Source organism: Bradyrhizobium genomosp. III, assembly GCF_000261705.1.
GTDB lineage: Bacteria > Pseudomonadota > Alphaproteobacteria > Rhizobiales > Xanthobacteraceae > Bradyrhizobium > Bradyrhizobium ottawaense.
Genome location: NZ_AJQF01000234.1, coordinates 1 through 21,593, shown reverse-complemented (window position 1 = coordinate 21,593; position 21,593 = coordinate 1). Strand labels below are relative to the sequence as shown.

Annotated in this window: 20 protein-coding genes and 1 pseudogene; 8 read left to right on the top strand and 13 right to left on the bottom strand. The window is 63.9% G+C overall.

Annotated features, from left to right (window positions below):
- Positions 1 to 109: 109 nt before the first annotated feature.
- The 3 genes from IC66_RS0120520 to IC66_RS0120510 are packed head-to-tail and all read left to right on the top strand — an operon-like array spanning position 110 to position 2,716.
- Positions 110 to 1,168, top strand: a complete 1,059-nt coding sequence (locus IC66_RS0120520; RefSeq protein ID WP_038948826.1) for an amidohydrolase family protein — start codon at positions 110 to 112, stop codon at positions 1,166 to 1,168.
- Positions 1,169 to 1,193: 25 nt separating this feature from the next.
- Complete coding sequence (locus tag IC66_RS0120515) at positions 1,194 to 2,303, top strand: amidohydrolase family protein (RefSeq protein WP_028140650.1); 1,110 nt, start codon at positions 1,194 to 1,196, stop codon at positions 2,301 to 2,303.
- Entirely contained in the window at positions 2,303 to 2,716 is a 414-nt protein-coding gene (locus IC66_RS0120510; RefSeq protein WP_028140649.1) for a Rieske (2Fe-2S) protein, read from the top strand. Before IC66_RS0120515 ends, IC66_RS0120510 begins: the two co-directional genes overlap by 1 nt.
- A gap of 112 nt (positions 2,717 to 2,828) precedes the next feature.
- On the opposite strand, the gene IC66_RS0120505 is transcribed toward IC66_RS0120510, so the two are convergent.
- Together IC66_RS0120505 and IC66_RS0120500 are read right to left on the bottom strand one after the other, a co-directional pair.
- Positions 2,829 to 4,154 (bottom strand): MFS transporter, encoded by a 1,326-nt coding sequence (locus tag IC66_RS0120505; RefSeq protein ID WP_038948825.1) that lies wholly within the window; start codon positions 4,152 to 4,154, stop codon positions 2,829 to 2,831.
- Positions 4,155 to 4,296: 142 nt separating this feature from the next.
- Positions 4,297 to 5,196: a transcriptional regulator GcvA gene (locus IC66_RS0120500; RefSeq protein WP_028140647.1), complete on the bottom strand. Its 900-nt coding sequence runs from the start codon at positions 5,194 to 5,196 to the stop codon at positions 4,297 to 4,299.
- 110 nt (positions 5,197 to 5,306) lie between these two features.
- Between IC66_RS0120500 and IC66_RS0120495 the strand changes: the two genes are divergently transcribed.
- Complete coding sequence (locus IC66_RS0120495; protein WP_028140646.1) at positions 5,307 to 5,510, top strand: DUF1127 domain-containing protein; 204 nt, start codon at positions 5,307 to 5,309, stop codon at positions 5,508 to 5,510.
- Between the two features lie 68 nt (positions 5,511 to 5,578).
- Positions 5,579 to 6,202: a GNAT family N-acetyltransferase gene (locus IC66_RS0120490; RefSeq protein ID WP_038948824.1), complete on the top strand. Its 624-nt coding sequence runs from the start codon at positions 5,579 to 5,581 to the stop codon at positions 6,200 to 6,202.
- A gap of 229 nt (positions 6,203 to 6,431) precedes the next feature.
- Here IC66_RS0120490 and IC66_RS0120485 read toward each other — a convergent pair whose 3' ends face one another.
- Together IC66_RS0120485 and IC66_RS0120480 are read right to left on the bottom strand one after the other, a co-directional pair.
- The gene (locus IC66_RS0120485) at positions 6,432 to 7,262 is read right to left on the bottom strand and encodes an enoyl-CoA hydratase (RefSeq protein WP_028140644.1); all 831 of its coding nucleotides are present in this window, start codon (positions 7,260 to 7,262) and stop codon (positions 6,432 to 6,434) included.
- 141 nt (positions 7,263 to 7,403) lie between these two features.
- Positions 7,404 to 8,105 (bottom strand): SDR family oxidoreductase, encoded by a 702-nt coding sequence (locus IC66_RS0120480; RefSeq protein ID WP_038948823.1) that lies wholly within the window; start codon positions 8,103 to 8,105, stop codon positions 7,404 to 7,406.
- A 231-nt stretch (positions 8,106 to 8,336) separates the two neighbouring features.
- Here IC66_RS0120480 and IC66_RS0120470 point away from each other — a divergent pair, with 231 nt between their 5' ends.
- Positions 8,337 to 10,121 (top strand): acyl-CoA dehydrogenase family protein, encoded by a 1,785-nt coding sequence (locus tag IC66_RS0120470; protein ID WP_038948822.1) that lies wholly within the window; start codon positions 8,337 to 8,339, stop codon positions 10,119 to 10,121.
- A gap of 45 nt (positions 10,122 to 10,166) precedes the next feature.
- Entirely contained in the window at positions 10,167 to 11,255 is a 1,089-nt protein-coding gene (locus IC66_RS0120465) for a Zn-dependent alcohol dehydrogenase (RefSeq protein WP_028140641.1), read from the top strand.
- 34 nt (positions 11,256 to 11,289) lie between these two features.
- On the opposite strand, the gene IC66_RS0120460 is transcribed toward IC66_RS0120465, so the two are convergent.
- The 9 genes and pseudogenes from IC66_RS0120460 to IC66_RS0120420 all read right to left on the bottom strand — a co-directional run bounded on the left by IC66_RS0120460 (position 11,290) and on the right by IC66_RS0120420 (position 21,157).
- Positions 11,290 to 12,540: a hypothetical protein gene (locus IC66_RS0120460; RefSeq protein ID WP_244429131.1), complete on the bottom strand. Its 1,251-nt coding sequence runs from the start codon at positions 12,538 to 12,540 to the stop codon at positions 11,290 to 11,292.
- Positions 12,541 to 12,924: 384 nt separating this feature from the next.
- Positions 12,925 to 13,278, bottom strand: coding sequence for a nuclear transport factor 2 family protein (locus IC66_RS0120455; RefSeq protein WP_038948820.1), 354 nt, complete (start codon positions 13,276 to 13,278; stop codon positions 12,925 to 12,927).
- A gap of 189 nt (positions 13,279 to 13,467) precedes the next feature.
- Positions 13,468 to 14,940, bottom strand: a pseudogene (locus IC66_RS0120450) (amidase).
- A gap of 183 nt (positions 14,941 to 15,123) precedes the next feature.
- Positions 15,124 to 16,095 carry an iron exporter MbfA gene (gene mbfA, locus IC66_RS0120445; RefSeq protein WP_028140637.1) on the bottom strand — a complete coding sequence of 324 codons (972 nt, stop codon included), beginning with the start codon at positions 16,093 to 16,095 and terminating at the stop codon, positions 15,124 to 15,126.
- A gap of 67 nt (positions 16,096 to 16,162) precedes the next feature.
- Positions 16,163 to 17,311: an alpha/beta hydrolase gene (locus IC66_RS0120440; protein WP_038948819.1), complete on the bottom strand. Its 1,149-nt coding sequence runs from the start codon at positions 17,309 to 17,311 to the stop codon at positions 16,163 to 16,165.
- Positions 17,312 to 17,439: 128 nt separating this feature from the next.
- On the bottom strand, positions 17,440 to 18,306 hold the full coding sequence (locus IC66_RS0120435) for an MBL fold metallo-hydrolase (RefSeq protein ID WP_038948818.1): 867 nt from the start codon (positions 18,304 to 18,306) through the stop codon (positions 17,440 to 17,442).
- A gap of 124 nt (positions 18,307 to 18,430) precedes the next feature.
- A complete protein-coding gene (locus IC66_RS0120430; RefSeq protein ID WP_028140635.1) occupies positions 18,431 to 19,042 on the bottom strand; it encodes a glutathione S-transferase family protein in 612 nt (203 codons plus the stop codon).
- A gap of 183 nt (positions 19,043 to 19,225) precedes the next feature.
- A complete protein-coding gene (locus IC66_RS0120425) occupies positions 19,226 to 20,068 on the bottom strand; it encodes a fumarylacetoacetate hydrolase family protein (RefSeq protein ID WP_038948817.1) in 843 nt (280 codons plus the stop codon).
- 240 nt (positions 20,069 to 20,308) lie between these two features.
- Entirely contained in the window at positions 20,309 to 21,157 is an 849-nt protein-coding gene (locus tag IC66_RS0120420; protein ID WP_038948816.1) for an MBL fold metallo-hydrolase, read from the bottom strand.
- A gap of 127 nt (positions 21,158 to 21,284) precedes the next feature.
- Here IC66_RS0120420 and IC66_RS0120415 point away from each other — a divergent pair.
- A partial coding sequence (locus IC66_RS0120415) for a DUF3775 domain-containing protein (protein ID WP_038948815.1) occupies positions 21,285 to 21,593 on the top strand: 309 nt, incomplete at its 3' end.

The following is a 21,593-nucleotide window of genomic DNA, read 5'->3' as shown; positions in this document are numbered from 1 at the left end:
CTTCCTAGCATATGACAGGACGCTTGGCTGAGTTGCGGGCGACGGGCAGGCCTGCTTGAATGGCGGGTACAAGAAGAGACATGCGAGGAAACGTGAGAAGGGAGACGTCATGGCGTCCCTGATCGCCGGCGGGGTGGATTGCGACGTGCATCCGGCCGTGCCGCATCTGACCAGCCTGCTGCCCCATCTGAACGACTATTGGCGCGATCAGGTGACGACGCGCGGCATGGTCGACCTCATCTCGCAATCCTATCCGCCGAGTTCGCCGATTACGGCGCGGCCCGACTGGCGCCCCGAGAGCGGCAAGCCGGGCGAGAGCCTCGACGACATGCAGCGCCATGTGCTCGATCCGTTTCAGCTCAGCTACGCCATCTGCAATCCGCTCTACGGCGTGCAGATGGTGTTTTCGGAAGATTTGCAGGCCGCCTTCTGCCGCGCGCTGAACGACTGGCTGGCGAAGGAGTGGCTCGATCGCGACAAGAGGCTGCGCGGCTCGATCGTGATCCCGACGCAAAGCGTCGAGAAGGCCGTGGCAGAAATCGAGCGCTGCGCGCACGATAAGCGCTTCGTCCAGGTCCTGATGCTTGTGATGGGCGACACGCCGCTCGGCAAGCGCGCGCTGTGGCCGATCTATGAAGCCGCGGAACGGCTGGAACTCCCGGTCGGCATTCACGCGGGTTCCGCCTATCACAATCCACCGACCGCAGTGGGATGGGGTTCCTATCACATCGAGGACTATGTCGGGCAGGCCCAGGCGTTCCAGACCCAGCTCACCAGCCTGATCGTCGAGGGCGTGTTCGCCAAATATCCGCGCCTGAAAATGGTGATGCTGGAATCCGGCGTCTCCTGGATCTCTCCCTATCTCTGGCGCCTGCACAAGTTCTGGCGCGGGGTGCGGATGGAGACGCCGTGGGTTGATCGCGCGCCGCTGGATATTGTGCGCAGCAACATCCGCTTCTCCTTACAGCCATTTGATGCGCCGCCAGACGAGGCGACATTAATTCGCCTGTTTGATCATATGCAGTCCGACGAATTGGTCCTATTCTCCACGGACTATCCGCACTGGCAGTTCGAGGGCCAGGACGCGCTGCCCGAAGGTCTCACCCCCGATCTCGTGCGCAAGATCATGATCGAAAATCCACATGCGACCTATCCCCGCCTGACGTGAGCCCGCTGCCAAAGGAGGCAAGGCGATGAATATCCAATTCCGCGAGAGCCAAGAAGCCGCTTCCCCACTGACCGTCAAAACCGCGATCGCGGACTGCGACATCCATCCGGCACGCGCCACCCGCACCGAGCTTTATCCCTATCTCGCCAAACGCTGGCAGCATCATCTCGAAGTCTACGGCGTCCATGCCTATCAGGGCATGATGGAAGGCCCGCCCTATCCGAAGGCCCAGCCCAACGCCTCGCGCCGCGATGCCTATCCGCCTGAAGGCGGCCCGCAGGGCTCCTCGCTGTCCTTCATGCAGAAGCAACTGCTCGATCCCAACAACGTGCAGTTGGGTGTGCTCAATCCGCTCAACACCGGGCAGGGCATCCGCAATCACGAACTCTCGGCCGCTTTGTGTTCGGCGATCAACGACTGGCAGATCGACAAATGGACCAGCAAGGACAAGCGGCTGAAAGCCTCGATCGTCGTCGGCAATGAGGACGGGCTGTCGGCCGCCGCCGAAATCCGCGAGCGCGCCGGCGACAAGAACTTCGTGCAGGTGCTGCTGCTCAGCCGCAATGTCGAGCCGCTCGGCCAGCGCCGTTACTGGCCGATCTACCAGGCCGCGGAGGAAGCCGGCCTTCCCGTCGGCGTCCACGCCTTCGGCTTCGGCGGCAATCCGATCACGCCGTCGGGCTGGCCGTCCTATTACATCGAGGAGATGGTGGGTCACTCGCAATGCCAGCAATCGGCGCTAGCGAGTCTTGTTTTGGAAGGCGTGTTCGAGCGCTTCCCGAAACTGAAGATGGTGATGATCGAGGCCGGCTTCGGCTGGGCGCCGTCGCTGGCCTGGCGGCTCGACAAGACCTGGCAGCGCCTGCGCAGCGAGGTGCCGCATGTGAAGCGGCCGCCGTCGGAGTATATTCGCGAGCAGGTGTGGTGGACGACGCAGCCGATGGAGGATCCTGAAAGCCGCGAGGATCTGTTCGACGTCATCAACTGGATCGGCTGGGATCGCCTGTTGTTTGCGACCGACTATCCGCATTGGGATTACGACGAGCCGTCGCGCGTGTTGCCGGCGGGTGTCAGCGAGGCCAATCGCGAGGCGTTCTACCTCGGCAATGCGCGCGCGCTGTACGGGATTGGTTGATGGCGCGGCATGTGATCGCGCCGGTCGACGAACTGCCGCCGGGGACGCGAAAATTTCTGGAGATCGACGGGCGGCCGATCGCGGTCTTCAACATCAAGGGTGAATATTTCGGTCTGATGAACCGTTGCCCGCATCAGGGCGCGGCGCTGTGCGAGGGCCCGCTGATCGGTCTCGCGCAGTCGAAGGAGCCCGGCGAGATCGAGTATACAAAACTCGGCGAGATCATCCGCTGCCCCTGGCACGGCTGGGAGTTCGACATCCGCACCGGTCAGTCCTATTGCGATCCCCGCCGCTTCCGCGTGAAGGCCTACCCGGCCCATGTCGAGCCGGGTGCGAGCGTCGTGAAGGGGCCGTATGTCGCGGAGACGATCCCGGTGAAGGTCGAGAGCGATTACGTGGTGGTGGAGTTGTAGCCAGTTGGTCATTCCGGGGCAGCCCGAAGGGCTGAGCCCGGAATCCATCGTGCGACGGGAATGAGCGAAATGGATTCCGGGCTCGCCTCTTCGAGGCGCCCCGGAATGACGGTTAGTGCCCCGCAACCGGCTCCGCATCATAAGTCGGCACGGCCTTGCCGCCGCCGCGATACACCGTCGAGGCCGCGATGATTCCAAGCAGCGCAGCGAGCATCAGCCAGAAGCCGGGCGAGGCCTTGTCGCCGGTATGCTCGATCAGCAAGGTCGAGGCGAACGGCGTGAAGGTGCCGAACAGGGCGGCGGCGAGCGCGAAGGCGAGCGAGAAGCAGGTGGTGCGCACATCCGCCGGCACGATCTCGACCAGCGCGCCGAGCATAGTGCCGCTGTAGACGCCGAAATAGAACGAGAACATCATCTCGACGGCGAGCAGCTTGCCGAAGCTCGGCGCCGCCACCAGCCAGTGCAGCGCAGGGTAGGCCGTGACGAGCGACAGGCCGGCGATGGTGAGCAGCACAGGCTTGCGGCCGATGCGGTCGGAGAGCGCGCCGCCGACTGGGTTCCAGAAGAAGTTGGTCACGGCGACGAGCAGCGTCACCAGCAGCGCGTCCTGCGTCGACAGCTTCAGCACGGTCTTGCCGAAGGTCGGCGTGTAGACGGTGACGAAGTAGAACGTCGTCGTGGTCAGGATCGCGATCATCATGCCGAGGATGACGATGCGCCAGTTGGCGAGCGCGGAGGCGAACACCTCGCGGGCCGTCGGATGCTTCTTCATGGCGAGGAAGGCCGGCGTCTCCTCCAGCGTCCGCCGCAGGACAAAGATCAGGGGAATGATCAGGCAGCCGACGAAGAAGGGAATGCGCCAGCCCCAGGCGGCAACGGTGTCGGCCGGCATCACCTCCGAGAGGATGTAACCGAGGATCGAGGCAACGAAGATCGCGACCTGCTGGCTCGACGACTGGAACGAGGTGTAGAAGCCGCGATTGCCCGGCGTGGAGATCTCCGAGAGATACACCGACACGCCGCCGAGTTCGACGCCGGCGGAGAAGCCCTGCAGCAAACGTCCGATCAGCACGATGATGGGCGCGGCGATGCCGATGGTCGCATAGCTCGGGCAGAATGCGATGACGACGGTGCCGAAGGCCATGATGGCGAGGGTGACGATCAGGCCCTGGCGGCGGCCGATGCGGTCGATGTAAGCCCCTAGCACGATCGCGCCGACCGGCCGCATCAAGGCGCCGAGCCAGAACACGCCAAAGGTGTTGAGCAGCGATGCGGTCTCATCAGAGGAGGGGAAGAACGCCTTGCCGATCGCGGCCGCATAGAAGCCGAACAGGAAGAAGTCGAACTGTTCGAGAAAATTGCCTGACGTGGCGCGCAGGATGGCGCCGATGCGTGATTTGATCGCGGGTGGATTGGTCGATGCGGCTGGTCCAGCCATGGCGTTGCTCCCCTTGGAAAGGTCTGGCCGGACCGGGAAATCATCCCACGGCAAGGCGACAGAGACTGCGACAATCTGCCACGCCTCTTCCCGCGCGAGGCGGGCCGAGTCAATCCGTTTTTGGGAGGAAGCTGATGATTTTTCAGGCTTTATTTTGCGTCGCAGCGAGCATCCATTGGCGGAATGCGGTCAGCTTCGGCGCTTCGCGGCGCCCCTCGGGCGCGACCAGGTAGAAGCCGGCGTCGGCCGGCAGCGCGATCTTGAAGGGCACCACGAGGCGGCCCTTGGCGATGTCGTCCTGGACGTAGGAGGTCCGTCCCATCGCCACGCCGATGCCGTCGATCGCGGCCTGGATGGTCATGAAGATCATGTCGAAGGTGATGCCGGGGTGCCTCGCAATGTCGGCCGGCAGGCCCGCCGCGGTCAGCCAAAGCCGCCAATCGTCGCTGTTGGCGCTCGAGGTGTGCAGCAGCGGATGGTTTCCCAGATCTTCGGGCCGGCGCAGTGGCTTGTCGCCACGCAATAGCGACGGACTGCACACCGGAAACAGCTCATCCGCCATCAGCCAGTCGGCGCGCAGGCCCGGCCACTGGCCGCGGCCGTAGCGGATGGCGGCATCGACATTGTCGCGCTGGAAGTCGACGAAGCTGGTCGAGGTGGTGATACGAACGTCGATGCCGGGATGCTGCTCCTGGAAATCCGTCAGCCGCGGCAACAGCCATTTTGCGGCGAGCGAGGCCAGCGTCGAGACCGTCAGCACCTTGTCGTCGTCCTTGCGCAGCAACCGGTCGGTCGCAAGCCGGAGGTCGTTGAAGGCAGCGCGGACGCCCGGCAGGTAGTCCCGCGCCTCCGGCGTCAGGGCCAGCGCACGGTTCTGCCGGATGAACAGGCGGATGCCGAGCTCCTCCTCGAGCCTGCGGATCTGATGGCTGATCGCGGTCTGCGTCACGTTAAGCTCGCTTGCCGCCAGCGTGAAGCTGAGATGGCGCGCGGCGGCTTCGAACGCCCGCAATCCGTTCAGGGACGGCAATCTGGCAGTCATTTGGCAGCAGGATACATGACGTTATTTCATGCGAAAAGGTACAAATTGTCGTTTGTCGCGCTGCACTAGGAAGCCGATATTAGCGGTGAAATTAGCTCCAGGAGCTTAAAATGTCTACCTTGACCCACAATTCGATGACAAATCATCATGCGCCCGGCTTGATCCAGCAGATCGGCGAGACCCTTCACGTCTGGCACGAGCGCTATCGCAACAGGCGCGAGCTCACCCAATGGACCGCGCGTGATCTTCAGGACGTCGGACTGTCCTGGACCGACATTGCCTACGAGGCTGACAAACCCTTCTGGCGGGCCTGATTGGCCGCCAGGCCGGCGCCGCCTGACTGTGGGGGCGCCGGCGGTCCCTTTTGTGAAGGGCTCGTATCATGAGCACTCTCCGCCTCGAAGACCTCAAGCAATATTCGGACACGCTGCGCACTCGCGATGGCACGGCGCTCAACGTCCGTTTCGTCGAGCCGCGCGACACCGACGAGCTGCAACACTATTTCCGCTCGCTCTCGACCCGCTCCCGCTACAATCGTTTCTTCGGCGCCATCAGTGAGCTGCCGAAAGGGCTGCTGCATGACTTCCTTCAGGTCGGCGAGCGCGAACGTTTCTCCGTGGTTGCGACCATGATGGTCGACGGCTTCGAGACCATCGTCGCCGAGGCGCGCTATGCGCTGCACGCCGAAACCGCGACGCTCGAATTCGGCCTGTCGGTCCATGATCGCTGGCAGGGCCACGGCATCGCCACCGCGCTGATGAAGAATCTCGAATGCCGCGCGGCTGCGCTCGGCGCCGAGCACATGTTCGGCGACACGCTGCGCTCCAACGAGACCATGGTCTCGCTCGCGCGCAAATCCGGTTTCGCCTTCGTCAATCATCCCGATGACTGGAAGCTGGTGCGCTTCGGCAAGGAGATCGCGGTCGCGCCGAAAGACATTCCCTGCGCAAGCTGGCGCCTCGCCGCCCTTTCCCGTCAGGCCGAAAGCCCCTCAGCCTCGGTTTGACACCACTGCAAGCCCGGCTCTGGGTGAACCAGGGCCGGGCTTTTTTTTGCCCGGTTGCGGTCCGGGCGAAGACTCTCTCCACATCGTCATTCCGGGGAGCGCGTAGCGCGAACCCGGAATCCATTTCACGACGTGTCTTGCGGCCAGATGGATTCCGGGCTCGATGCTGCGCATCGCCCCGGAATGACAGCCGGTTACCCGCCTCGACCGCCTGTTGCAAAGCGAGTGCCTATTTTCCCGTGAACACTGCCTTACGCTTCTCGATGAAGGCCTGCACGGCCTCCTTGTGATCCGCGGTCGTGGTCAGGCGCACCAGCCGTTCGGCTTCGTGGTCGCGCGCGGTTTCGAAGTCGAACAGCACGGCTTCGTCGAGATTGTCCTTCATGTAGCGCAGCGCCAGGCGCGGGCCTTCGGCGAGCGACTTGGCCAGCGCGAAGGCTTCGGCTTGCAGCCTGTCATCGGGCACGACGCGGTTGACGAGGCCGATCGCTTCGGCCCGCACCGCATCGACGCGATCGCCGGTGAACATCAGCTCGCGCGCCCGCGCGGTGCCGACGAGACGGGTGAGCAGCCAGGCGATGCCGTAATCGCCGGAGAGCGCAATGCGGGCATAGCCGGTGGCGACGAAGGCCGATTGCGCGGCGATGCGGATGTCGCAGGCCATCGCGATGGCAAGCCCGGCGCCGACCGCGGGGCCGGGGAGGGCAGCGATGGTCGGCTTGCGCACCGACACCAGCGCGCCGGTGAGCAGCCGCTGCCGCTCCTGCAGATCGGCGACCTTGTCGTCGAACGACATTTCGAGCTTCCTCGGGTCGCGATGCGCGCCCATGCCCTTGACGTTGCCGCCGGCGCAGAACGCTTCGCCGGCGCCGGTGAGCAAGAGCGCGCCGACATCGGGATTCTCGCCGCAGGTCCGGATCATCGTGCGCAGCGCCGGCGTCAGCGTGTCCGACAGCGAATTGCGCGCCTCCGGCCGGTTCAGCGTGATCACCGCGACGCGGTCGCGGATGACGCAGAGGAGTTCATTGGTGCCGGTGTCGATGACGGTTTCGGTGGTCATGATTCCCTGCCTTTGTAGGGTGGGTTAGCCCTGCAGATGCGCGACGCGCATCTGCTCGGCGTAACCCACCAACTTACTCTCCTCGTCGACGGACCTTGGTGGGTTACGCCTTCGGCTAACCCACCCTACGGCATCTCGTCCTCAAAACTTCTCCACCCAGGGCCGCAGCTCGAGCTCCCAGCTCCAGGCGCTGCGCGGCTGCTGCAACACGTTCCAATAGCTCTGCGCGATCGCGTCGGGATCGAGCATCGAATCCGGCTTGTCTTCGGCTTCCGTCCGCGCCGCGCTGCGGATGCCGCCGTCGATCACAAAATGCGCGACATGAATGCCTTGCGGCGACAATTCGCGCGCCAGGCTCTGCGCGAGGCCGCGCAGCGCGAACTTGCCCATCGCGAAGGAGGCCGACTGCGCATATCCCTTGACGCTGGCCGAGGCGCCGGTGAACAGGATCGCGCCGTGCTTGTTCGGCAGCATGCGTTTTGCCGCCTGCTGCGCCACCAGGAAGCCGCCATAGGCGCTGATCGCGATCGCCTGCGCCACATCGGCCGGAACGAGATCGACGAACGGCCCGCGGGTGCGGCCGCTGGCGTTGTAGACGACGAGGTCGGGCGTGCCGATCTCGCGCTCGACGAGGCCGAACAGGCGCTCCACCTCGTCGGGCTCGGTCGCGTTGCAGGCATAGGCCTTGGCGCCGGTCTCGCTGCAGAGCGCGCCCAGCTTCTCGATCTTGCGCGCGGCGAGCGCGACGCGAACGCCTTGCGCAGCCAGCAAGCGCGCCAGCGAAGCGCTCAGGCCTTCGCCGGCGCCGACGATAAGGGCGATCTTGTATTTCGGATGTTCCATGGTGTGGTCTCTCGGAAGCAGGAAGCTCCTGATTTATGCATGGCTTTTGCGAACAGCCAGCCGTCGCGATCACAATTCCGCAGAGCGAATTGCTCCTTCACGGTGATCATGCCTCCCTGACGATTTGCGGCTTTATCGCACCCCGCGACTGGAGCATGATCGACATCATCCCAAGCGGCAAGCGCTAAAGTGGCGCGGAATGTCCGCAAGGCGGAAACGAAGAGGACGATCATGCATAAGCCGGCCCCAGCGCAGCCAAGGAATGTCGCGGCCGAGCAGTCCGGTCTGCTGGCGCCCGACACCACAGGCATGAACTTCTACCGCGCCGATCCCGCGCTGACCGACCTGCTGCGTATCCATCTGCCGGAAAATCTGTTCCGCCATATCGAGCCGCATCTCGATCGCCTCGGCGAACTCGCCGGAGGCCGCCTCGACGACTGCGCGCGGCTTGCCGACCGTCATACGCCGGTGCTGCACCAGCGCGACAAGTTCGGCCGCGACGTGCAGTGGATCGAATATCACCCGGCTTATCGCGAACTGGAGAACGCGGCGTTCGGCGAGTTCGGCATCCACGCGCTCTCGATCCGCAAGGGCATCATGGGCTGGCCGGACAAATATCCTGTCGTCGCCAAGCACGCCTTCACGTTTCTTTTCAACCAGACCGAATTCGGCATGGGGTGCCCGATCAACGTCACCGATGGCTGCGCCAAGCTGCTGGCAAATTTCGGCAGCGAGGCGCTGAAGGCGAAATATCTGGACGGCCTGACCCAGACCGACATGAGCAGGTTGACGCAAGGCGGCCAGTTCATGACCGAGAAGGAGGGCGGCTCCGACGTCGGCACGCTGACCACGCGCGCCGTGCAGGAGGGCGACCATTGGCGCCTCACTGGCGAAAAATGGTTCTGCTCGAATGCCGACGCTGAGGTCGTGATGCTGCTGGCGCGCCCCGAGGGCGCTGGCCCCGGCACGCGCGGCGTCGGCCTGTTCCTGATGCCGCGCTTCCTCGACGACGGCGCGCAGAACCACTACCGGATCGTGCGTCTCAAGGACAAGCTCGGCACCCGCTCGATGGCCTCCGGCGAGATCAAGCTCGAAGGCGCCATCGCCTACGCGGTCGGCAAGCTCGACCGCGGCTTCGTGCAGATGGCCGAGATGGTGAATTCGTCGCGGCTCTCCAACGGCGTCAAATCCACCGCGCTGATGCGCCGCGCCTATCATGATGCGATGACGGTCGCGACAAACCGCGTCGTGTTCGGCCAGCGCATCATCGACCTGCCGCTCGGCCGGCGCCAGATGCTGAAGATCATGCTGCCGGTCGAGCAGGCGCTGTCGATGAGCTTCCTGACTGCGGACGCGCTCGACCGCGCCGAGGCCGGCAGCCAGGATGCGGCGGCATTGTTGCGGATCCTGACGCCGACCCTGAAATTCCGCGCCACGCGCGATGCGCGAAAGGTCTGCGGCGATGCGCTCGAGATGCGCGGCGGCATCGGCTACATCGAGGAATTCGCGACGCCGCGCCTGCTGCGCGATGCGCATCTCGGCTCGGTCTGGGAAGGCACCGGCAATATCGTCGCGATCGATGCGCTCAGGCGCGCAGTCGGCCGGCATGGTGCGGAATCCGCGCTCGCGGCCGATCTGCATGCGCGACTCGACGACAGCGCTTCCGTGCCGCAGGCCTGGCGCGACAAGCTGCGCGGCTTCGTCGATCGTGCCGTCGGCTTCGCGCGCGAGGTTGCGGCGACATCCGAGAACGAGGCCGATGCGCGTCGTGCGACGAGCCTGCTCTATCATGTCGCCAGCGCCGTCGCTCTCGCCTGGGAGGCACATCGCATCCACGAGATGCGCGGCGATGCGCGCCGGCTGCTGTTGTCGCGGCTGGTGATCGACCATCGGGTGGCACCGAGCGATCCGTTCCGGCTCACGGAAAATGCCACGCAGGCCAGGATCGCCGCGCTGCTGCTTGGCGACAGCTCAGCCGGCATGAGCGAGGTTGGCGAACTGGTTCTGGCAGCGTAGGCTGCACGCCACGATCAAACCAAGAAACGCGACAGGGAGTGCTCGATGAAGGCCGCCGTCCTCTATGAAGTCAACCAGCCGCTCGTCATCGAGGACGTCAGCCTGCCGAAGCCGGGCCCGCGCGAAGTCCTGATCCGCACCACGGTCGCCGGGCTCTGTCACTCCGACCTGCATTTCATGGAAGGGCTCTATCCGCATCCGCTGCCCGCGGTGCTCGGCCACGAGTCCGCCGGCGTGGTCGAGCAGGTCGGCTCCGATGTCACTTACGTCAAGCCGGGTGACCACGTCGTCACTTGCCTGTCGGTGTTCTGCGGCACCTGCGACAACTGCACCACGGGCCGCACCGTGCTCTGCACCGACACCACCGTGAAGTTGCTGCCGGGCGCCTCAAACCGGATGCAGTGGTCCAAGCCTGAGAAGCTGCACCAGTTCCTCAATCTGTCGTCCTTTGCAGAACAGATGCTGGTGCACGAGAACGCGATCGTCAAGATCCGGAAAGAAATGCCGCTCGATCTAGCCGCGCTGATCGGCTGCGGCGTCATCACCGGCTATGGTGCGGTGGTGAATACCGCGAAGGTGACGGCCGGCGAGACCGTGGCCGTGATCGGCTGCGGCGGTGTCGGCATGGCCGCGATCAACGGCGCGCAGATCGCGGGCGCCGGCCGCATCATCGCCATCGACACCAATCCGGCAAAACTCCAGCTCGCGACCAAGCTGGGTGCGACCGACATCATCAACCCCGCCGACGGCGACGTCGTGAAGCAGGTGCGCGATCTCACCAATGGCGGCGTGCATCATTCCTTCGAGGTGCTCGGCCGCAAGGAGACCGCCGAGCAGGCATTCGGCATGCTCGCCTCCGGCGGCACCGCCACCATCGTCGGCATGATCCCGTTCGGCCAGAAGATCGAGCTGCACGGTTTCGATTTCCTGCGCGAGCGCCGGATCCAGGGCTCCTCGATGGGCTCGAACCATTTTCGCGTCGACATGCCGCGCCTGGTTGACTTCTACCTGCGCGGACGGCTGCATCTGGAGGACTGGATCTCGGCGAAATTGAAGCTGTCCGAGATCAACGAGGGCTTTGCTAACATGAAAGCCGGCAAGACGCTGCGCAGCGTAATCGTGTTCGACAGCTAGCACAACCGACGCCGGCGCCGCCCGAAAATTGAAATCAACGCGATGCGGCCGGACTGTCGGCTGAGGCGCAACGCTGCTCCTTTACGAGGAGCAGCGTCATGGCCGTGGCAAGTCCGGCGACGAGCATATACGCGACGGATACGTTCAGGCCGGGACCCGCGAACAGCAAATAGGAGAACAATCCCGCAGTCGACGCGGTGAAGCCAAGCCAGGCAAACCTTGGAAAGCGAAATCCACGTTCGCCATGCCGGAGATCGAGCACGAGGTAGAACACCAGAAAGGTGTTGCAGAGCGCCGCCGGCAACAGACCCATGACGATCTCGCTCTCGAATGCGAGGTAGGATAACACGCCATCGACTTGGGCAATCACTGCGAACGGCAGATAACGCAGATTGAGGCAGGCCAGGGCGATCGCCGCAAGCTCGAAGCCGTAGAAATAGCGCTCGTGCATCTTCGGAAGCAGGTACGGCATGAGGATGAGCGATACGCACGCGACCAGCAGAATGAACTCCGGCCCCGTCCGCCTGGACTGTGCGATGAAGATCGATAGGGCGAGCCCGCTCGCCGCCGCGAGCACGAGGCCGGCGGCGACTCCGACCGCGTACGGCGTTCCTCCTGCGAACACCCAGATATTCGCTGCATTCATGGTCAGGTGATGAAATGTGTTGGCCTGGCCGAGATAGATCCCGAGTACGGAGACCAGGGATCTGCCAGCGACGAGAACCGGAATGGCGAGGATCGCATAGACTGCCGGAATGGCTGCAAGCCATGCCACGTGGATCTTGCGGCGCAGGATCATGCCCAGCACGAACGGCCCCAGGAAGACGCCCTGGGCCTTCACCGAGCAGGCCACTGCGAATGGCAAAACCCCGTTTCGGTCCCGCATGAATATCGCCACGGAAATCAGCGCGAAGAAGGTCCAGATCGAATCGGCCTGTCCCCACATTGCGCCGTTGAAGAGCACCGTCGGCGCAAGCCACACCGCGCAGAAGGCCAGGGATGCGCGCAACGGCACGCCTGTAACTCGCCAGACCATCCGGGCCACAACGATCGCGCAGCCGAGCTCGAATATGGCCGAGATCATCTTCACGAGGGAAAGCGGCTGGCCCAGCCCATCAAATCGGGCGGTGATCAGCAGGAGGTAGCTGTAGAACGGCGTGTAGTTGGTGAAAGCCTCGGCCAGCCCGGCAATGCCGTGATCTCGCGCGAAGGTATACCAGGTGATGTATTCGGCGGCGTCGGCGGTCGCGTGTTCCCGCGCGAGGTAACGGAGCACGATGCCCATGAGCCCGCACCCGACCGCTACCGCAATCGGAATGCGCCATCTCTCGGGCAGCGTCTCATCTGGATTGACGCGATGATAGGGGTCGCGGAGCGAGCCTATCTCGATTGTGTCGTTTGTCACGCAATCACTCTCGCCGGATTTGAGCGGTACCCCTCGCCGGGGAAGCACTCCGAGCTTCGCAGCGTGTCCTCGTGACATGCTCGAGTTCGATGCCCTGAGGGGACCTCTCGTCACTTGCAATTTTGACGGGCGAACGATTGCCAGCTGGATAAATGTCAGATCAGCGGTTTGCCCATGGCTCGGGAAAAGATTGTTTGGTTAGCGATCTCTTTATGGCAGTCGTCGAATGCCCTGCGGCCCGAGGGGGAAAGGCAGCGTGCGGCCTCACCGCGACACGTGTGCCGACACCGCGAGCCACTTGCCATTTTGCTTTGCCCAGCAATCGGTGTAGCGCCCCGTCGCCTGCTGGCCATCCGCCGTGGTGTAGCTCGTCGCGGCGTGGATGACGGCGAAGTCGCCCATGATGCGGATGATGACGTCGCGCTCTCTCAAGTTCCGGATCGTGATCGGCCGCGCGGCCTGCTCCAGGAAGGCGGCACGGTCGACCAGCGTCTTGTCGGGATTGGAGCAATAAAACTCCGTCGCCAGGATTTCGTCGAAACGCTTGACGTCGCAGTTCTGCACGGAGGCAACGTAGTCACGGTTGAGGGCGGTCAGTTGATCGAGGTCCTGGCTCATGGTGCTTCCTTTCCGTCATTCCGGGGCGCGCGACGCGCGAGCCCGGAATCGCGACGTTGTCGTCCTCCGTCATTGCGAGGAGCCCGCGACAAAATTGCGAAGCAATTTTTTCGCTGGCGACGAAGCAATCCAGACTGTCACTTCGAAAGATTCTGAATTGCTTCGCTTCGCTCGCGATGACGGGAAGAACTAATCATTGAATAATGGCGGCGGCTGGAACCCGCCGAACTCACGCTCGATCAGTTCAGCGAGCCTGAGCGGCGTACGGTCTTCGAGGAAGGGGCCGATGATCTGCACGCCGACCGGCAGCCCGTCCTTCGACAGGCCGAGCGGAACGGCCGTGGCCGGCAAGCCCGTCAGCGTGGCGATGCCGGGCCAGGCAAGCTGGTCCGGATAAACATGGTCCTTGCCGTCGATATTGATCCGGCGCTTCTCCTGCTCCGGCGAATGATCATGCGGATAAGCGGGAGTCGGCATGATCGGGCAGATCACCGCATCGAATGTCCGGAACAATTGCCGCCACTGCGCGCGTAGCCCGGCGCGCGCGCCCTCGTCGAACACCCAGGCCTGATGGCTGGAGGTCATGCCGCGCAGTCGCTCCGCAGCAAGGCTCTTGTCCTCGGGTGAGAGCTGCGCCGCACCGGCCCGCGCGCCGGCGAGAATATCCGGCGGAAAGAACGCGCCGAGAAAGCCCATCAGCATGCGCATGTAGAGGCGCGAGGCTTCCTTGAAGTCCGGAAACAGCGGGCTTTCGCGCGCGACGCTCGCGCCGGCGCCCGTCAATCGCCCGGCCAGCGTCTCGATCGCGCCGCGAATGTCGGAATTCGCAGGCAGCAACGGATGGCTGTTGATCACGAGCAGGCGGAAATCCTTCAGCCTGTCGTGGCGTGCGTCCGGCAGCGCCAGCTTTTATCCGATGCCGAGGTCGACCGGATCGGGACCGGCCATCACGTCCAGCAGCAGCGTCAGATCGGCCGCACTCCGGGCCATCGGGCCGATCACCGCCATATCGCGTTCCATCGGGACCGCAGGAAATGGCGGCGGCGTATGGCCGCGCGTCGGACAGAGATTGTATGTCGGCTTGTGCGCATAGACGCCGCAATGGAATGCCGGCACGCGCAGCGAGCCGCCGATGTCGGATCCGAGCGAGAGCGGTCCGTAGCCGGCCGCCAGCGCTGCCGACGAGCCGCCTGATGAGCCGCCGGGCGTGCGGCCGAGATCGTATGGATTGTTCGTCGTGCCGTAGATGTCGTTGTAGCTCTGCCAGTCCCCCAAGCCCACGGGAACGTTGGTCTTGCCGAGAATGACGCCGCCGGCGTTCTTCACCCGGGAGATCGACAGCGCGTCCTCGGTCGGCTTGAAATCCTTTTGCGGCGTCCAGCCCCAAGTTGTGGGCAGGCCCGCGATGTTGAAGGATTCTTTCACCGTCACCGGAATTCCGAGCAGCGGTTTTCTTTCGCCGCGCGCCAGCGCCACATCCGCCTCGCGTGCCGCACTGCGGGCGCGATCAAAATCCCGCACGCAGATCGCGTTGACCTTGCCGTCGTGACGCTCGATGCGGTCGATGGCATCCTGGGTAAGCTCGACCGCGGAGACCTTCTTTGCGGTCAATGCGGCCGAAAGTTCGACCGCGCTCTTGAAACTCCATTCCGATCTGGTCACGGCGCTTCTCCTGCTCTCGTTGTCGGAGGATGATGCGCAGTTTGCCCGAGTGCTGCAACGACTGTTTGATCGCGATTGATGTGCCGGCGAGACGGAACGGAAGGAGTTCAGGAATTCGCCGTCATCGCCCGCCTAGTCCGCAATTGCGCACAGGGGCGGGCAATGACAGCGAATGTGAGGCCACTACGCCGCCCCGATCAACACGCCCACCGCGAGCACGATCGCGCCGCCGAGCACGATCTGGAATACGGCCTGGAGGAACGGCGTATCCATATAGCGGGAGCGAATGAAGGCGATCGCCCACAATTCGAAGAACACGACGACGCAGGCGATCGCCGTTGCGATCCAGAACGCGTTGGCCCAATGATCCGGCACCAGATAGGGCGCGGTGTGGCCGAGGCCGCCGAGGGTGGTCATCGCGCCGCAGGTGACGCCGCGCAGCCAGGGCGAGCCGCGCCCCGTGAGCGATCCGTCGTCGGACAGCGCCTCCGCAAAACCCATGCTGATGCCGGCGCCGATCGATGCGGCGAGGCCCACAAGAAACGTCTGCCAGTTCTGGTGGGTGGCGAAGGCCGCGGCAAACAGCGGCGCCAGCGTCGAGACCGATCCGTCCATCAATCCGGCAAGGCCCGGCTGCACGTACTGCAGCACGAACATGCGGCGATTGGTGCGATCCTCCTCGGCGCGGACATCGGAATTCAGGATCTCGCCCGTCAGCTTTGCGGCTGTCTCCTCGTGACCTTTCTCGGCTTCGGCGAGATCGCCGAGCAGGCGGCGCACGCCGACGTCCTGGGCCTGTTCGGCGGCCTTCACGTAGAAGCGCTCCGCCTGCATCTCCATTGTCTCGACTTCCCTGCGGATGGCGTCGAGCGACAGGTTCTTGGTCAGCCAGACCGGGCGGCGGCGCAGGAATCCCTTGACGTCCTCGCGCCGGATCGGCGGCAGATGCTTGCCGAAGCGCTGCTCGTACAATTCCAGCAACATGTGCCGGTGGCCGCGCTCCTCCTCGGCCATCTCCTCGAAGATTTTTGCCGTGTCCGGGTAACGCTCGCGAAGGTCCTCGGCGAAGGTCATGTAGATGCGGCTGTCCTCCTCCTCGGAGGAGATCGCGACCGCAAGCACCTCGCGCTCGGTCAGGTCGGCAAAATTCTTCACGGCGGCCCTACATCACTAGTTTAGAACTATTCTAAACTATATAAAGGGCCGGAGTTCCCGGGTCAAATCAGGCCGTGCCGGCTTTGGCCAAGAAGTCGAGCAGCAGCCGGCTCACCTCGGCGGGTTGCTCCTGCTGCACCCAATGGCCGGCGCCGTCGACGAGATGGCAGCCGAGCATCCTTGTGCAGCCGCGCCCCTGCATCGCCTCGAACACGCCCGGACGCTGGTAAGTGCCCCAATCCTGCTTGCCCGAGATGAAGCATGAGGGCACGTCTATGCTGCGTGCTGCAAACAGCTGCATCTCGCTGTTGAGCATGCCCGATGTGCCGTAGCGATACCATTGCAGCCCGCCCTGGAATCCGGTGCGGCCATATTCGGCGCTGTAATAGGCGAGGTCGCTGTCCGGCAGCCATTGGTTGGCGGCGATCGCGGCGGGCGAAGGCATCTCCTTGGCGACCGTCTCCGCCATGGTCTCGTTCAGATCCATCACGTAATAGGTTGGCAGCTTTGCGAGTTCGTCCGCCGACCACGACGCCAACGGATAAGGCTTGTTGTCGGTCCAGTCCGCGCTCTTGTGATGATAATAGGCGCGCAGGAAATCATGCACGCCCTGCGGCGCGTGCTGCATGTCGGCATTGGCCGGGCGTGTCGCATAATACCATTGATAATGTTTGCGCGGCCGCGGCAGCGCGGCGAGCTCGCGATGCACGGGGTCCTCCACCGCAGGCTTTGCCGGAGCATCGACCGTACCAAACGGCAGCGCCGGCGGTCCGCCGAACGGCGCGCTCATCATCGTCACCGAACGAAACACGTCGGGCCGGATCAGCGCGCACCAGGCCGCGACCGGGCTGCCGAAATCATGCCCGGCCAGATCGACTTGCCTATAGCCGAACGCCGACACCAGGGCGAGTGCATCGCGCACGAGATTGAGGAGTGAGAACGGCGCAAGGTCGCCGTCGTAATCCGCAGTCCATCCCGTCGTGCGGCCATAGCCACGCTGGTCCGGCGCAATCACGTGATACCCGGCCGCGGCCAGCGTCGGCATGATTTTGCGCCAGGAGAAGGCGAGCTCGGGAAAGCCGTGCAGCAAGAGGAGGCACGGCCGCCCCGTGGTCTCGAAGCCAGCCTCCAGCACATGCATACGCAAGCCGTTGATGCCGTCGACATAACGCGAGCGGATTCCGGCGGGCAGGGGGATGTCAGGGAGTGCGGTCATCGTGTCTCTCCACTCGGGTGGAATCGTAGGGTGGGCAAAGGCGCGCATCGCGCGCCGTGCCCACCATCTTTCCGCGACGCGTCTGGCATGGTGGGCACGCTTTGCTTTGCCCACCCTACGGCATCTCGCTAGATGGACTCACACACGAACGCATTGCCCTTCCGCCGGATCTTCCCCACCGAGGGCGACGGGAAATGCGCGGTGCAGCACAGCGTGTCGGTGTCGCAATAGCGCTCCAGGAAGCTGCGCCGCGTTTTCGCTGCCGCGGCTGGATCGACGTCGAACTTGATCGACAGCTCCGGATAGAGCGTCTGCAGCGGCGAGTGCATGAGATCGCCGGAGAACACTGCATCATCCTTGCCGCGGCCCATCGTGACGGCGATATGCCCCGGCGTGTGGCCCGGCGTCGGCAGGATGCGGACGTGATCGCCGATCTCATGATCATTGCCGACGAGCTCGTGGCGTCCGGCCTCAACCACCGGCAGCACGCTGTCGGCGAAGGGGGCGACCTGCGCCTTCGCGTTCTGCTCGGTCCAGTGGTCGAATTCCTGCCTGGCGAAGACGTAGCGTGCCTTGGGGAAGGTCGGCACCCAGCGGCCGTTCTCCAGCCGCGTGTTCCAGCCGACGTGATCGACATGCAGATGCGTGCACATCACGAAGTCGATGTCCTCGACCGCAAAGCCGGCGGCGCCCAGCCCGCGCAGATAGGTGTCGTCGGTCTTCATGTTCCATTTCGGCCGAGGCCGGGGCTTGTCGTTGCCGATGCAGCTGTCGACCAGGATGGTGTGATGCGGTGTCTTCACCACGTAGGACTGGAAGCACAGGAGCAATACGTCCTGCTCGTCCAGCGCCCTGGCTTGCCGCATCCATGCCCGGTTCTCGGCCAGCACTTCCGGTGTCAACCCCGGCAGCATCTCCAGCGCCGGGACGAACGAGGTCTCCTGCTCGATGATTCGATGGATGGTGAGATCGCCGACCGAGAACTTCAGGCTCATGAGAACTCCGCGTTTACAGCATGATCCGGACCCGGAGGGCCGCGATAGCGCAAAGTGTTCAGCGGTTTTCCGACAAGATCACGCTCAAACAACAACCCTAAAGCGCGATGATCTTCATCGCGCCTTAGGCGGCCGGCGGCACAGAGATCTTGACCGAGGGCCGCTCCAGCATCTTCTGATGGAAGGCGTCGAGCTTCGGATAGGCCTTGCGCCAGCCGCAATCGGCGAAGCGGAAGTCGGCATAGCCGAGCACGCAGACGAGGCCGATCTGCGAGATGTCGAACGGGCCGTTCAGCACCTCAGGCATGTTCTCGAACCGCGCCATGCCGGTCCATGCCCGGTTCCAATGGTCGTCCGACCAGGCCTGCCATTGCAGGCCCTGCGGCCGCACCATCTTCTCGTAGCGGCACAGCAGCATGGAATCGAGCATGCCGTTGATCAGGGAATGATTGGTCTTGGCCTTCCAGCGCGCGGGACCGTAACCGGGGATCAGGGCGCCGCCGGCGGTCTCGTTGAGATATTCGACGATGACGTAGGAGTCCAGAATGACGTCGCCGTCATTGGTGATCAGCACCGGCAGCTTCTTCAGCGGCGTGATCTTCGAATAGTCCTCATTGGCCGTGCCCGGCGCGACGCTTGCGGGCACGAGCTCGATCTTGTCGATCAGCCCGAGCTCGATCGCGGCGATGCGCACCTTGCGGGCGAAGGGCGAGGCGGGGGAGAAGGTGAGTTTCATTGGAAATAACCTCTATCCAGACACACAGTCCTCATCCTGAGGAGCGCGCCCCTTGGCGCGCGTCTCGAAGGATGGACAACGAGGGACGGTCGCTCTTCACCCGGCGCGAACGTCGGGCGACTGTGCTTGTGGCGCATCCTTCGAGACGCGCGCGTTGCGCGCTCCTCAGGATGAGGGCACGGCTTACGCCGCAACGATCTCCTGGCGCTGCTCGCCGAGGCCCTCGATGCCGAGGCTGACGACGTCGCCGACATTGAGGAAGGTCGGCGGCTTCATGCCGAGGCCGACGCCGGGCGGGGTGCCTGTCGTGATGACGTCGCCGGGCAGCAGCGTCATGAACTGCGAGACATAGGAGATGCACTTGGCCATGGAGAAGATCATGGTCTTGGTCGAACCGGTCTGGCGGCGCTGGCCGTTGACGTCCAGCCACATCGACAGGTTCTGCACGTCCTTGATCTCGTCCTTGGTTGCAAGCCACGGTCCGAGCGGGCCGAACGTGTCGTGCGACTTGCCCTTGGTCCACTGTCCCAGGCGCTCGATCTGGAAGGCGCGCTCGGAGACGTCGTTGCAGACGCAGTAGCCGGCGACGTGGTTCAGCGCGTCGGCTTCCGAGACATATTTCGCACGGGTGCCGATGATCGCGGCGATCTCGACTTCCCAGTCGAGCTTGGTCGAGCCGCGCGGCTTTTCGACCGCATCGTTCGGGCCGGACAGCGACGTGTTGGCCTTCATGAAGATGATCGGCTCGCTCGGGATATCGGCGCCGGTCTCCTTGGCATGGTCGGAGTAGTTGAGGCCGATCGCGACGAATTTCGAGATGCCGGTGACGGGGGCGCCGAACCGCGGCTTGCCGGAGACCGCCGGGAGCGAGGCGGGATCTAGGCCTGCCAGCTTCTTCAGGCTCTCGGGCGAATAGGCCTCGCCGGTGAGGTCCTTCAGATGCGCCGACAGGTCGCGCAACTGGCCGGATTTGTCGATCAGGCCGGGCTTTTCCGCACCCTTCTCGCCATAACGAACAAGCTTCATTCTCGTTTCTCCCTAGGAATGGACCGATCGGTTAAGCAGCTTCATGGAACAGGGCGAGGGGAAATTCAACCGCCCAGAGCGGGGCGCATTGCAGCCCTCTGGATTCGATGGGCGGACGGCGCTCTCGTGTCCCGGACGCGGCGCGGCATGAAATGACGCGACGCAGAGCCGGGATCCAGATACATGGGCCCGGCTTAGCAGCGCATCACTTCGTGCTGCGCAGCATCCGGGGCACGAGACCTAGGCCAGCGCCACAAACCTGAACGCCTCTCCATCCCGCCTGATATGCCCGGCCGAGAAATGGCCGCCGATCACCAAGGTCGGCGTGTCGGCAAAGTGGCCGAACAATTCGCGCCGTGTCTTTGCAGATTGGCTCTGGTCGGAGTCCGCGGTCGAGGACCAGTCGAGATGCGCCATCTGGCAGGGGTGATGGGCGACGTCACCCGTGAGCAGGCCCTGCTTACCGTCCGATCGGATGAGAATGCTCATATGGCCGGGACTGTGGCCGGGGGTCGGGATCATGCTGATCTCCCCGCAGAGCTGGTGGTCGCTCGGGATCAGATCGGCCCGGCCGGCGTCGACGATCGGCTGCACGGAATCCTCGAACACGGCTCGCTTGTCCGGCTCGGTCGAATGTTCCAGCCAGTGCTCGTATTCGGTCTTGCCGAAGACATAGCGTGCCTTGGCAAAGGTCGGCACCCATCGGCCGTCGACCAGCCGCGTATTCCAGCCGACATGATCGACGTGAAGATGCGTGCACAGCACAGTGTCGATGCTGTCCGGCGCAAAACCGGCTGCCATCATCGTCGCGAGGAACGGCGTGGTGCGGTTGTTCCAGGTCGGAACATTGCGGCCCTGCTTGTCGTTGCCGAGGCCGGTGTCGACAACGATGCGGCGCGACGGCGTCTCCAGCACCAGCGAATGGATCGACATTTTCAGCCGGCCCTCTTCGGTGGCGAAATGCGGGATCAGCCAGGGAAGTTTCTGGATCTCTGCGTTGCTCGCGAGCGGCAGGATGAAGCGGGTCGAGCCGACCGTCTCCAGCTCCACAATCTTGGTGATTTTGACCTGGCCGACCTTCCACTGCATCCGCCGCCTTCCCATGTTTTTGCCTTGATGCCGAAAGATGCGCCGTTTCCGTCATCGAGCGCAATGGATCATCTGACGCGGTGCGGCGTTATCGCGGGAACCCCAGGAAAAAGCCGAAGAGGAAGCCATGCCAGAGCTTGCGATTTCCGCGGAGAAAGTCGCCTTCATCATCGAGAAGGCGCGTGAATTCGACGTCAAAGAGGGGGATTCCGATCCGGATTCCGGCTCGAACCCGACCGATGACGACGCGGTCGACGTCCTTGAAGATGATGGCTCCGATCCTGTCGTCCAAGAGCTCGGCAGCTTCATGATCGCCTTGAACGAGGACGAGCAGCTTGATCTCGTCGCGCTGACGTGGCTCGGTCGCGGCGACGGCACCATCGATGACTGGGACGATTTGCGCGCCCGCGCGGTGGAGGCGCGCACCGAATATCGC

Coding starts and splice junctions, on each gene's coding strand:
- IC66_RS0120430 (WP_028140635.1), bottom strand. CDS start 19,042: ATGAAACTCACCTTCTCCCCCGCCTCGCCCTTCGCCCGCAAGGTGCGC.
- IC66_RS0120500 (WP_028140647.1), bottom strand. CDS start 5,196: ATGACTGCCAGATTGCCGTCCCTGAACGGATTGCGGGCGTTCGAAGCC.
- IC66_RS0120520 (WP_038948826.1), top strand. CDS start 110: ATGGCGTCCCTGATCGCCGGCGGGGTGGATTGCGACGTGCATCCGGCC.
- IC66_RS0120510 (WP_028140649.1), top strand. CDS start 2,303: ATGGCGCGGCATGTGATCGCGCCGGTCGACGAACTGCCGCCGGGGACG.
- IC66_RS0120485 (WP_028140644.1), bottom strand. CDS start 7,262: ATGACCACCGAAACCGTCATCGACACCGGCACCAATGAACTCCTCTGC.
- IC66_RS0120460 (WP_244429131.1), bottom strand. CDS start 12,540: ATGGGCATCGTGCTCCGTTACCTCGCGCGGGAACACGCGACCGCCGAC.
- IC66_RS0120515 (WP_028140650.1), top strand. CDS start 1,194: ATGAATATCCAATTCCGCGAGAGCCAAGAAGCCGCTTCCCCACTGACC.
- IC66_RS0120455 (WP_038948820.1), bottom strand. CDS start 13,278: ATGAGCCAGGACCTCGATCAACTGACCGCCCTCAACCGTGACTACGTT.
- IC66_RS0120490 (WP_038948824.1), top strand. CDS start 5,579: ATGAGCACTCTCCGCCTCGAAGACCTCAAGCAATATTCGGACACGCTG.
- IC66_RS0120495 (WP_028140646.1), top strand. CDS start 5,307: ATGTCTACCTTGACCCACAATTCGATGACAAATCATCATGCGCCCGGC.
- IC66_RS0120420 (WP_038948816.1), bottom strand. CDS start 21,157: ATGCAGTGGAAGGTCGGCCAGGTCAAAATCACCAAGATTGTGGAGCTG.
- IC66_RS0120470 (WP_038948822.1), top strand. CDS start 8,337: ATGCATAAGCCGGCCCCAGCGCAGCCAAGGAATGTCGCGGCCGAGCAG.
- IC66_RS0120425 (WP_038948817.1), bottom strand. CDS start 20,068: ATGAAGCTTGTTCGTTATGGCGAGAAGGGTGCGGAAAAGCCCGGCCTG.
- IC66_RS0120465 (WP_028140641.1), top strand. CDS start 10,167: ATGAAGGCCGCCGTCCTCTATGAAGTCAACCAGCCGCTCGTCATCGAG.
- IC66_RS0120480 (WP_038948823.1), bottom strand. CDS start 8,105: ATGGAACATCCGAAATACAAGATCGCCCTTATCGTCGGCGCCGGCGAA.
- IC66_RS0120440 (WP_038948819.1), bottom strand. CDS start 17,311: ATGACCGCACTCCCTGACATCCCCCTGCCCGCCGGAATCCGCTCGCGT.
- IC66_RS0120505 (WP_038948825.1), bottom strand. CDS start 4,154: ATGGCTGGACCAGCCGCATCGACCAATCCACCCGCGATCAAATCACGC.
- IC66_RS0120435 (WP_038948818.1), bottom strand. CDS start 18,306: ATGAGCCTGAAGTTCTCGGTCGGCGATCTCACCATCCATCGAATCATC.